7 protein-coding genes are annotated in these 11916 nt (G+C 63.8%); 5 read left to right on the top strand and 2 right to left on the bottom strand.

All coding sequences use genetic code 11. From position 1 onward, the window contains the following. Positions 1–32: 32 nt before the first annotated feature. Both HPY67_03385 and HPY67_03380 read right to left on the bottom strand, forming a co-directional pair. Positions 33–1349 carry a hypothetical protein gene (locus HPY67_03385; GenBank protein NPV03758.1) on the bottom strand — a complete coding sequence of 439 codons (1317 nt, stop codon included), beginning with the start codon at positions 1347–1349 and terminating at the stop codon, positions 33–35. A gap of 40 nt (positions 1350–1389) precedes the next feature. Beyond that, the gene (locus HPY67_03380) at positions 1390–1755 is read right to left on the bottom strand and encodes an ATP synthase F0 subunit C (GenBank protein ID NPV03757.1); all 366 of its coding nucleotides are present in this window, start codon (positions 1753–1755) and stop codon (positions 1390–1392) included. A gap of 501 nt (positions 1756–2256) precedes the next feature. Here HPY67_03380 and HPY67_03375 point away from each other — a divergent pair. From HPY67_03375 to HPY67_03355, 5 genes are all read left to right on the top strand, one after another. Beyond that, positions 2257–2442, top strand: a complete 186-nt coding sequence (locus HPY67_03375; GenBank protein ID NPV03756.1) for a hypothetical protein — start codon at positions 2257–2259, stop codon at positions 2440–2442. After that, positions 2439–4976 carry a PAS domain-containing protein gene (locus HPY67_03370; protein ID NPV03755.1) on the top strand — a complete coding sequence of 846 codons (2538 nt, stop codon included), beginning with the start codon at positions 2439–2441 and terminating at the stop codon, positions 4974–4976. The genes HPY67_03375 and HPY67_03370 overlap by 4 nt, the downstream gene beginning before the upstream one ends. 17 nt (positions 4977–4993) lie before the next feature. Beyond that, entirely contained in the window at positions 4994–6373 is a 1380-nt protein-coding gene (locus HPY67_03365; protein ID NPV03754.1) for a sigma-54-dependent Fis family transcriptional regulator, read from the top strand. 79 nt (positions 6374–6452) lie between these two features. Continuing rightward, entirely contained in the window at positions 6453–7046 is a 594-nt protein-coding gene (locus tag HPY67_03360; GenBank protein ID NPV03753.1) for a YihA family ribosome biogenesis GTP-binding protein, read from the top strand. A gap of 469 nt (positions 7047–7515) precedes the next feature. Beyond that, a complete protein-coding gene (locus HPY67_03355) occupies positions 7516–11910 on the top strand; it encodes an FAD-dependent oxidoreductase (GenBank protein NPV03752.1) in 4395 nt (1464 codons plus the stop codon). Positions 11911–11916: the final 6 nt, after the last annotated feature.

Genomic DNA, 11916 nt, shown 5'->3' with positions numbered 1-11916 from the left:
CGGGCCCCTCGTCGGTCCTCGATCAGGAGGCGCTACTTGTCCTCTTCGTCGTCATAGAGGTCGTCCTTCGGGGCTTCCGCGCCGGCCGGCACCTCCGCCTCGAGCGAGCGGCTGATGCCGCGGGCCAGCAGGGCGGAGATCCCGAACAGCAGGATCACGGACGCAATGATGATGATGACGATCGTTGTCGTCCAGCCCTTGACCTCCTTGTTGATCCTCTCCGCTGTGGCGGCGGCCATCTCCTGGAACTTCCCGATGTCGACGCCCATCCCGATCCAGCCGAAGCCGGCCGGCTCGGGGAACGACTTGGTGTAGTACTTGATCGGGGCGAAGGCCACGAACTTCTCGCGGCCCGCGAACTTGTAGTTCTTGATGCCCGCTTTGCCCGACGCGGCCATCGCGGCCACCTCAGGCAGGCCCGGATCCATGAACCCGAGCATGTTGAGGTTCAGGACCTCCTTGCCCTCCTTCATCAGGGCCTCGGCGGTTTCCTTGGTCAGCGGCGGCACCGGCGTCCCGTCCGGGGCCAGGCCCGCGATGTGAAAATCCAGCGGATGGGACGTCATAAAGCCCTTGTTGTCCACCATGTAGGCGTAATTGCCCGTCGAGGCGTCGGCCTCGAACACCTGCTCGGCCTGCGTCGGGATGATGTGATCCGTGAAGGCCGCCAGGTGCCTGTAGTCGAGGCTCAGCACCACGATGCCGGAGACCCCGCCCTTGTCGAAGACGGGGGTGGCGAAACGAACGACACCGGAAAACCTCTTCCCCTTTTCGAAATCCTGTCTCGTCACATACCAGCCGGTCACGCGGGAGACGTAGACTTCACCCCTGCCGAGCCCGATGGCCTTCGAGAAGTAGTCCTCGGACTTGAACGTCGTGTTGGCGGGAACGGCCACGTTTCGCAGCTGGTTCTTCCCCACCACGGCACCGTTCGCGATCCGGACGATCTCGTTGCCGGAGCGGTCGATCAGGGCCATCTCCGAGTAGATCGGCGCGGCAACCCTCTGGATCTTGCCGTCCTTGTCCCTGACCCAGAGATTCCGTTTCTTCTGATCCACGAAGGCCTTGTAGGCGGCTTCCGTGCCCGGGAGGATGGAGGCGACGAGGACGTCGTTCTCCCTCTCCCGGAGGAAGTTGGCCACCTCATCGGCCGTGTTGATCGCCCGAATCTTGATCTCCTCCTGGGATTTCTGGTCCAGAACGGTGGTTGCGCGCTCTCTCGCGGTGTCTCCGACCTTGAAGATGCCGTTGGCAATCAGGAAAGCCATGAGAGACAGGGGAATGACGATAAGCAGGAAGAATATCCTTCCGATGGAGAAGAACTGCTTATCTTTCTTTGTCTCTGCCATTATCTTTTCCCCCTATTCTTTTATTTTTTCGAAGCGGATCTTACCTCAGGATCAGCGCCGCGTAGGGGTTCGCATAGAGAATGACAAGACCGATAACCAGAGCGTAGATGACGCAGGATTCCGCCATGGCCATGCCGACGAGCATGGTCGTCATGATCTTGCCCTGCACGCCGGGGTTGCGTCCGACGGCCATACAGGCCCCGTTGGCCGCGTTGCCGATGCCCGCGCCCGCGCCGATGGCGCCGAGACCCACGCCGATACCGGCGGCCAGCATGGCGCCGACAGCAAAGAACACCTTGTTATACGCGTCCCCGGAGGGAAGGGCCTCCGCTGCGAACACGACCGGGGCGGAAACCAGAAGGGTGAACAGTGCTGAACAAATGGTTAACAACGTCTTCTTGAACATAACCTCTTTCTCCTTTCATCGTATATTGAAGCTGGAAAATTTGTCCCCTGAGTAGCACAACCGGCTCTCGAGTAAAAGGGAAATCTGCGCAAAACGGCGAAAGGGTTTGCAACCGATATGCCACGGGGTCGGCAGGGGGTCATTTTCGCACAACCAATCGATATCAAAGGGTTTATCGTGATTGAGCCCGTCGTTTGCCCGCCGGCGGTGGGGGTGTTCATTTAACGTTTCTTTCAATCCGGGATCGGAATTGAACGAATCGTGGAATCGACGGGCAAGGTGAAAGGCGAATGGCAAAAGGCAAAAATCTCTAACGTTCGTTCGTTCCCTGCCCTTAACCGTTAGCCCTTCGCCATTCGCCATTATCATATTTTTATTGAAATATTCACCCCGGAAAGCTAGGATCGATCGATTGTCGATCGGGTCGCCCCGGGGCAGGGGTGCTCCGGCGCGTGCGGGGTCGCCCCGGACGAATCGGTCTTCATCAGGAGGGAACGTGGCATGCAGGAGATCCTGACGGCCGTCACGTATGTCGTTGCCTGGCTGGTCCTGGACAGGGTGATCGGCATCGAGAGCGGCCTCATCAAGCTGATCATCTCGCTGGGGCTCGCCATTGCCGTCTACGTGGCCTGCTGGTACGAGGAGAGAAGGAGAAAGAGGGCAGGACAAGAGGAAGACGAATCGTGACGGCGTCCCGGACCGACAAGAAGAAGCCCGTCCGTCCGGCCAAAAACCGGACGGGCCTCTCCATCGAGAGCATCCTCGAAGGATCCCCCATCCCCACCTTCGTCATCGACCGCAATCACAAGATCATTCTCTGGAACCGGGCCTGCGCGGAGCTGACGGGCTATCACGCCCGGAACATGATCGGCACGGACCATCACTACAAGCCCCTCTACGCCGAGAAGCGGCCCCTGATTGCGGACCTCATCGTGGACCAGGACATCGAGGCCCTCGACCGGTATTACGGCGGCAAGCAGGTCCGCAAGTCGGACGTGATCGAGGGGGCCTACGAGGCCACGGATTTCTTCGAGAACCTGGGCGGGAGGCCCCGCCACCTGTATTTCCTGGCCGCGCCGATCTACGACGAGGAAGGCGAGGTCATCGCCGCCATCGAGACGCTCCAGGACGTCACCCGAGAGCGGGAACTGGCGCGCTATCTCCGGGAGAACGCCGAGACGCTCCGGCGGGAGCTCGACGAGAACATCCGGCTGCGCAAGACGATCGAGGGGATCATCGAGGGCTCGCCCATCCCGACCTTCGTCATCGACCGCAACCACCGCATCATCCTCTGGAACCGGGCCTTCACGGAGATGAGCGGCTTCGAGGGACACAAGATGATCGGGACGAAGAAGCAGTGGATGCCCTTCTACCCCGAGAAGCGTCCCGTCATCGCCGACCTGATCGTGGACGGCGACACGAAGGGCCTCGAGGCCTACTACGGGAAGAAGAAGGTGCAGAAGTCCACGGTCATCGAGGGGGCCTACGAGGCCACGGACTTCTACGAGAACATCGGCGGCCGCAGCCGGCACCTGTACTTCCTGGCCGCCCCGATCCGAAATGAGAAGGGGGAGATCATCGCCGCCGTGGAGACCCTCCAGGACGTGACGCGCGAGCGGGAGCTGGAGCGATCGCTCAAGGAGCAGGCCGAGACGCTCAAGCGGGAGCTCGAGGCCAACATCCGCCTGCGCAAGACGATCGAGGGGATCATCGAGGGCTCGCCCATCCCGACCTTCGTCATCGACCGCAACCACCGCATCATCCTCTGGAACCGGGCGATGACGGAGCTGAGCGGAATCGAAGGGAAAGAGATGCTCGGCACGGACGGACAGTGGATGCCCTTCTACAAGGAGAAGCGCCCCGTCATCGCCGACCTGATCGTGGACGACGACATGGAAGGCCTGGAGAAATACTACGGGAAGAAGAAGGTCCGGAAATCCCCGGTCATCGAGGGGGCCTACGAGGCGACCGACTACTACGAGAACCTGGGCGGGAAGCGGCGCCACCTCTACTTCCTGGCCGCCCCGATCCTCGACGAGAGAGGCGAGGTGATCGCGGCCATCGAGACCCTGCAGGACGTGACCCGCGAGCGCGAGATGGAGCTGAGCCTCAAGGAATACGCCGAGACGATGAAGAACGAGCTCGAGGAGAACATCTTCCTCCGCAAGAACATGGAGGAGCTCTTCAACTTCCACCAGTCCGTCCTCGACGCCTCGCCGGACCTGATCCTCGTCTTCGATGCCGACGGGACCCTGCGCTACATGAGCCGCGACATCGACCCGGAGCGGGGGCTCACGGCCGCGAAGCTCAAGGGGAAGCACTTCTCGGAATTCGTGGCCCCGGAGCGCAGGGAGTTCCTCGAGGAGCGCTGGGCGGAGATCCGCCGGGGCGTCTTCACGCCCTTTGAGATCGAAGTGGCCGAGAAGGACGGGACCCGGCGGAACCTGCTGCTGACGGCGAGGCCGATCAAGGGGACGGACCGCATGCTGGTGCTGCAGCGCGACATCACCGAGTTCAAGGAACTCGAGAACCGCTTCTACGAGAGCCAGAAGCTCGCCGCCGTGGGGCAGCTCTCGGCGGGCATCGCCCACGAGGTGCGAAACCCCCTGTCCTCGATCAAGATGAGCCTCCAGATCCTCGAGAAGCGCATGAACCCCGAGGGCAACGACCTCAAGCGCTTCCAGATCGCCCGGAAGGAGGTCGAACACCTCGAGAAGCTGGTGAGCGACATCCTCGTGTTCGCCCGCCCGACGGAACCGGACCTGCACCTCGCGGACCTGAACATGTGCGTCGAGTCGTCCTTGTCCATGGCGGAGCGCGAGGTGGAGGAGAAGCGCATCCGCGTGCAGACGCAGCTGGACGACCGTCTCCCGCCGGTGCCCTTCGACTCGGCCATGCTCCAGCAGGCGTTCCTCAACATCCACCTCAATGCGATCGACGCCATGGGCGAGGAGGGGGTGCTGACGATCCGGACGAGGCTCGACGAAGCGAAGGGGCGGGCGGTCGTCGAGATCGCCGACAACGGCGCCGGCATCGACGAGGAGTCCCTCCCGCATGTCTTCAACCCCTTCTTCACGACGAAGAAGTACGGCACGGGGCTGGGGCTGTCGCAGGTCAAGAAGATCATCGACCAGCACCGGGGGGAGATCGAGATCCTGTCGCGCAAGGGCGAGGGGACGCGCGTGATCATCACCCTGCCGCTGCAGCGGACCGGCAGGTGAGGAGAGGGAGATTCGGCATGGCCAAGATCCTCGTCATCGATGATGACCGCTCCATCTGCGAGTCGCTCGAACTCTATCTCTCGGAAGAGGGCTACGAGTGCCACACGGCCCTGACCGGCACCGACGGGCTCAACAAGTTCGTCCAGGTCCAGCCCGATCTCGTCATCCTGGACATCCGCCTGCCCGACATCGACGGCTTCACGGTCCTCGAGGAGATCCGGGAGGACGACGAGGACGCGAAGGTCATCATGATCACGGCCTTCCACGACATGGAGACGACGATCCGCGCCATGAAGGCCGGGGCCTACGACTACATCCACAAGCCGATCAACATCGACGAACTGGAGGTGTCGCTGCAGAAGGCCCTGAAGACCCTGGAGACGGAGAAGAAGATCGGCGGCCTGCTCACGGAATCCGCACGCGACTACAAGGTGGGCGACATCATCGGCTCCACGCGGGCGATGCGGGACATCTTCAAGACGATCGGCGTCGTGTCCCAGAGCCGAGCCACCGTCCTGATCCAGGGCGAGAGCGGGACGGGGAAGGAGCTCATCGCCAGGGTCATCCACAACAACACGGCCAAGAACGAGCCCTACATCGCCGTGAACTGCTCGGCCATCGTGGAGACGCTCCTCGAGTCGGAGCTGTTCGGCCACGAGAAGGGCTCCTTCACGGGTGCCGTCGGCCGCAAGCTGGGAAAGTTCGAGCTGGCCGGCTCGGGGACGGTGTTCCTCGACGAGATCAGCGAGATGTCGATCAACCTCCAGGCGAAGCTCCTCCGGGTCCTGCAGGAGATGGAGTTCGAGCGGGTCGGGGGCAAGGACCGCGTCAAGGTCCGGGCGCGCATCATCGCGGCCACGAACCGCGACCTCAAGGCCCTGGTCAAGGAGGGGAAGTTCCGCGACGACCTTTACTACCGTCTCAACATCGTGACGATCACCCTGCCGCCCCTGCGGGAGAGGCGGGAGGACATCCCGCTGCTGGTCGACTTCCTCATCAGGAAGATCAACAAGGACCTCCACAAGAACATCGCCGGCGTCTCCCCGGAAATGATGGACGTCTTCATGAAGTACCGATGGCCGGGGAACATCCGGGAGCTGGAGAACCTGCTGGTGCGCGCCTCCGTCATCGCCCGGGGCCAGGTCCTGGGGAAAGTGGACTTTCCCGACCTCCTCGGCGGGGCGCAGGCCGATGCGGCGGGCGGGGAGGGGAAGGACGAAAAGCCCGGGATGGACGCCTCGGGAAGACTCCTGACGCTCGACGAGGTGGAGGAGCGCCACATCCGTTTCGTCATCTCGAAAATCGGCCGCAACAAGGGCGAGATCTGCGAGGCCCTCGGCATCTCCCGGCCCACCCTGGAGCGCAAGCTCGAGAAGTACGGGATCACGTTCGAATGAGACAGGCACCAGGCAACAGGCGTAAGGAAAGGGGAGAAATGTCCTTATGCCCTGATGCCTGATGCCTGATGCCTGAACAATGAAAATCACCTCCGCCGAATTCGTCAAGAGCGCCGTCAAGCCCGACCAGTACCCCGCGGGGGGCCTGCCGGAGATTGCCTTCGCCGGCCGGTCCAACGTGGGCAAATCCTCCCTGATCAACGCCCTGCTGGGCCGGAAGAAGCTCGCCCAGACCAGCGCGACTCCCGGCAAGACCCGGCTCATCAACTTTTTCAGCGTCAACGGGCTGCTCTCCTTCGTGGATCTGCCGGGCTACGGCTTTGCCAGGGTCTCCCGCTCCGAGCAGGAAACGTGGGGCCCCATGATCGAGACCTACCTGCGTGAACGCGCGGACCTCCGCCTGGTGGTCTGCATCCTCGACGTCCGCCACGACCCGACCGGGCAGGACCGGGACCTCATCGAGTGGCTCCGCCATTTCGGGCGACGGCATCTCATCGTCTTGACCAAGTCCGACAAGCTCTCGCGCGGGGAGGCCCTCAGGCGGCGCAGCCGGATCGCCTCTCAGCTGGGCCTGGATCAGACGGAGACCCCCATTCTCTTTTCCGCACGGACGGGAGAGGGCAAGGGGGAGCTCTGGAAGGCGATCCGGCAAGGCATCACCCCGAAGACGTGAGTGACGGCCTGCGGGTGCAGGACGGGGCGTGCCCGCCGTGTTCCCGGAATGCCCTCTTTTCCCCCGATTGCGCCGCCTTGGTTTGCCCCCTTTCCGTGGTTACATTAGGGTTAACAAAATGAATGCCCCGTATGCCCTGCACGGCATGTGCCTCTCGCTGAGCATGCCGTTTGCCGTCGACAGGCAACGCTGTGGATTATGCAAGGAATCCGGACGGTTGGGGCAGAAACAACCGCGGCACAACCCGCCCGTTCAAGCGGCGCACCGCCAGGCCGTAAGCGGTGTCGCGGAAGGGCCGAACAATTTGCGGTTTGCTCAGCGTTTTCGCCTTGACAGGGTGGTGGTTTTTTGTTACGGAGCTTGCGGTTTGACGTGGCTTGCTCTGTGAAATAGAACGTTTCATTTTTGACTCAAAGACCGAGGTGGCAACGTGTCGGAACATAAGCAGAATGGAAAAGTCGGCGCCGTGATGGTGGTGGGCTCCGGGATCGCCGGGATCCAGGCCGCCCTGGACCTCGCCAATTCCGGGATGAAGGTCTACATGGTCGAGAACGGGATCAGCATCGGCGGGGTCATGGCCCAGCTCGACAAGACGTTCCCCACCAACGACTGCTCGGCATGCATCCTCTCCCCCAAGCTCGTCGAGGTCGGCAGGCACCCCAACGTGGAAATCCTGACCCGCCGGACGGTGGAATCCGTCGAAGGCGAAGCCGGCCGCTTCACGGTCAAGCTCACGAAGGCGCCCCGGTACGTCGACCTCTCCAAGTGCACGGGCTGCGGGGACTGCGCGGCCGTCTGCCCCATCACGGTCAAGGCCGATTTCAACGAAAACTTAAGCGACCGCAAGGCCACCTACCGGCACTTCCCCCAGGCCATCCCCAGCGGCTACGCCATCGACAAGCTCGGCACGGCGCCCTGCAAGGCGGCCTGCCCCACCCACATCAGCGTGCAGGGCTACGTGGCCCTCATCGCCGCGGGCAAGTACAAGGAAGCCCTCAAGCTCATCAAGCAGGAAAACCCCTTCCCGAGCGTCTGCGGCCGCGTCTGCAACCATCCCTGTGAAGAGGCCTGCATGCGCGGAAAGGTCGATCAGCCCATCGACATCATGCACCTCAAGCGCTTCGTGGCCGACCTCGACCTCAACGACGCCACCAAGTACGTCCCCGAGATCAAGGAGAAGAAGGGCAAGAAGGTCGCCGTCGTCGGCGCCGGCCCCGCGGGCCTCACGTGCGCCTACTACCTGACGATCGAGGGCTATGACGTCACCGTCTACGAGAAGGCCCCGATCCCCGGCGGCTGGATGACCCTCGGCATCCCCGAGTACCGGCTGCCCCGCAACGTTCTCAACGCAGAGATCAAGACCATGACCGACATGGGCGTGAAGATCCTCTGCAACCAGGAGGTGGGCAAGGACATCACCCTGGATCAGCTCCGCAAGGACTATGACGCGCTGTTCATCGGCGTGGGCGCGCAGCTCTCGAGCAAGCTCGACATCCCCGGAGAGGACATGGAGGGCGTCATCCACGGCGTCGACTACCTGAAGCGCGTCAACCTGGGCGAGAAGGTCTACCTGGGCGAAAAGGTCGCCGTCATCGGCGGCGGCAACGTGGCCATGGACGCCGTCCGGACGGCCATCCGCACGGGTTCCAAGGACGTCTTCGTCCTCTACCGCCGCTCCCGGGCCGAGATGCCCGCATCCCCCGAGGAAATCGAGGAGGCCGAGGAGGAAGGGATCCGCTTCGAGTTCCTCGTGGCCCCCACCCGGGTCATCGGCAAGGACGGCAAGGTGACGGGCATCGAGTGCCTCCGCATGGAGCTGGGCGAGCCCGACGCCAGCGGCCGCCGGCGCCCCGTCCCGATCAAGGGCTCCGAGTTCATCGTCGAGTGCAACGCGATCGTGCCGGCCATCGGGCAGGCCTGCGACCTGGGCTTCGTGCCCAAGGACAGCGGCATCTCCATCAACAAGTGGGTCAACTTCGACGTGGACCCCGTCACGTTCCAGACGACCGTCCCCGGCATCTTCGCCGGCGGCGACGCCGTGACGGGCCCCGCCACGGTCATCAAGGCCGTCAACGCCGGCAAGGAGGCCGCCAAGTCCATCGACCGGTACCTGCGGGGCGAGGACATGAAGGCCGGCCGCGAGAGGGATTGGAAGAAGGGCCTGGCCGACAAGGCGGACCTCAAGGACGTCCCCAAAGTCCCCCGCGTGAAGTACCCCCACGCCGCCCCGGCCGAGCGCCGAAAGGACTGGCGTGAGGTGGGTCTCGGGTTCAGCGAGGCCCAGGCCGTCGCCGAGGCGAACCGCTGCCTCAAGTGCGGCATCTGCTGCGAGTGCTACCAGTGCGTCGAGGCCTGCATCGCCAAGGCCATCAACCACGACGACACCTACGCCGAGGAGACCATCGAGGTCGGCGCCGTCATCGCCGCCCCCGGGTTCGAGATCTTCGACCCGAAGCTCCGCGGCGAGTACGGCTTCGGCGTCTACGAGAACGTCGTGACAAGCATCCAATTCGAGCGCATCCTCTCGGCCTCGGGGCCCTACTTCGGGCACGTCCAGAGGCTTTCCGACGGGAAGGAGCCGCGCAAGATCGCCTTCATCCAGTGCGTGGGGTCCCGCGACACCTCCTGCGGAAACTCCTGGTGCTCCTCGGTGTGCTGCATGTACGCCACCAAGGAGGCCATCATCGGGAAGGAGCATCTGCGGACGCTCGAGCCGACCATCTTCTTCATGGACATCCGCGCCCACGGCAAGGACTTCGACCGATTCGTCAACCGGGCCAAGTCCGAGTACGGGATCCGCTACATCCGCTCCATGCCCTCGACGATCAAGGAGCTCCAGGGCTCGAAGAACCTGCTCATAACCTACGTCACCGAGGACGGCAGGCTCGTCGAGGAGGAGTTCGAGATGGTCGTCCTCTCCGTGGGCCTCACGCCCCCGAAGGAGGCGGCCAAGCTGGCCAAGGCCCTCGGCATCGAGCTCGAGGAGCACGGCTTCGCGAAGACCCGGCTCGAGAACCCCGTGGAGACCAGCCGCGCGGGCGTCTTTGTCTGCGGCGCCTTCGCCGGCCCCAAGGACATCCCCGAGACGGTCATGGAGGCCAGCGGCGCGGCCGCCTGCGCCACGGGACTGCTGGCGCCGGCCCGCGACACGCTGGTGACGGAGAGCACGCTGCCTGCCGAGAAGGACCTGCGCGGCATCGGCCCGCGGATCGGCGTCTTCGTGTGCCACTGCGGCATCAACATCGGCGGTGTGGTGAACGTGCCCGAGGTCGTCGAGTACGTCAAGACGCTCCCCAACGTCGTCTACGCCACGGACAACCTCTTCACCTGCTCCCAGGACACGGCCGTCAAGATGGGCGAGGTCATCCGGGAGTACAACCTGACGCGCGTCGTCGTGGGCTCCTGCTCGCCGCGCACCCACGAGGGGCTCTTCCAGGAGAACTGCGAGAAGGCGGGCCTCAACCGCTACCTCTTCGAGATGGCCAACATCCGCGACCAGGATTCCTGGGTCCACATGAACGAGCCCGAGGCGGCCACCGAGAAGGCCAAGGACCTCATGCGCATGGCCGTCGCCAAGGCGCAGTTCCTCAAGCCCCTCAAGCCCGGCCAGCTCGCCGTGAACCACAAGGCGCTCGTCATCGGCGGCGGCCTGGCCGGCATCACGGCGGCCCTGTCGCTGGCGGACCAGGGCTTTGAGTCCTGCATCCTCGAGAAGGAGAAGGAGCTGGGCGGCAACTACCGCAAGCTCTACTACACCCTCGAAGGGCTCGACACGCAGAAGCACCTCGCGGGCCTGCTCGAGAAGGTCAAGGCCAACCCGAAGATCAAGGTCGTCACGGGGGCCGAGATCAAGAAGATCGACGGGTTCATCGGCAACTACAGGACCACCTTCGCCGCCGGCGGCCAGGAGCTGCAGTACGACCACGGCGTCGTGATCGTCGCCACGGGCGGCTACGAGCTCGAGACGAAGGAGTACGGCTACGGCACAAGCGAGGCCATCGTGACCCAGCGCAGCCTCGAGAAGATGATCCACGACAAGGACTACAAGGTGGGCGCCGCCCGCAGCGTCGTCATGATCCAGTGCGTGGGCTCGCGCTGCTTCGAGCGGCCCTACTGCAGCCGCTACTGCTGCAGCGAGGCGATCAAGAACGCCCTGAAGCTCAAGGAGCTCGACCCCGAGAAGGACGTCACGATCCTCTACCGCGACATCCGGACCTACGGACTCAAGGAGGACTTCTACAAGAAGGCCCGCGAGCTCAACGTGAAGTTCATCCGCTTCGACGAGGAGCGCAAGCCCGAGGTGCGGGTGGACGGCGGCAAGGTGACCGTGAGCGTCTTCGACCCCGTGATGAACGAGCCCGTGGACCTGCGGGCCGACATCCTGGCGCTGTCCGTGGGCACCGTGCCCAACCCGGAGAACGCCGCCATCGGCCAGATGCTCAAGGTGCCCACGAACCAGGACGGGTTCTTCCTCGAGGCCCACGTGAAGCTGCGCCCCGTGGACTTCGCCACCGACGGCGTGTTCATGTGCGGCATGGCCCACGCACCCAAGATGAGCGAGGAGACGATCGCCCAGGCCAACGCGGCCGTCTCGAGGGCCTGCACGATCCTCACGAAGGACTACATCGAGTCCGAGGGCAAGACGGCCTACGTGATCAAGGAGCGCTGCATGGCCTGCGGCCTCTGCGAGTCCAACTGCCCCTACGGGGCCGTGGCGGTGGACATGGCCGAGGGCTGTGCCGTGGTCAACACGGTCCTCTGCAAGGGCTGCGGCGTCTGCACGGCCTCGTGCCGCATGAACGCCATCGACCTCAACGGCTTCAACAACGAAGAGGTCCTGGCCCAGATATCGTCCGCCGTTTGACAGCCC

The organism is Syntrophaceae bacterium, assembly GCA_013177795.1.
Classification (GTDB): Bacteria; Desulfobacterota; Syntrophia; order Syntrophales; family UBA2192; genus UBA2192.
Note: the sequence above shows the minus strand (reverse complement) of the source record. Positions and strands in the feature narration are given on the sequence as shown.

Coding starts and splice junctions, on each gene's coding strand:
- HPY67_03385 (NPV03758.1), bottom strand. CDS start 1,349: ATGGCAGAGACAAAGAAAGATAAGCAGTTCTTCTCCATCGGAAGGATA.
- HPY67_03380 (NPV03757.1), bottom strand. CDS start 1,755: ATGTTCAAGAAGACGTTGTTAACCATTTGTTCAGCACTGTTCACCCTT.
- HPY67_03375 (NPV03756.1), top strand. CDS start 2,257: ATGCAGGAGATCCTGACGGCCGTCACGTATGTCGTTGCCTGGCTGGTC.
- HPY67_03365 (NPV03754.1), top strand. CDS start 4,994: ATGGCCAAGATCCTCGTCATCGATGATGACCGCTCCATCTGCGAGTCG.
- HPY67_03360 (NPV03753.1), top strand. CDS start 6,453: ATGAAAATCACCTCCGCCGAATTCGTCAAGAGCGCCGTCAAGCCCGAC.
- HPY67_03355 (NPV03752.1), top strand. CDS start 7,516: ATGGTGGTGGGCTCCGGGATCGCCGGGATCCAGGCCGCCCTGGACCTC.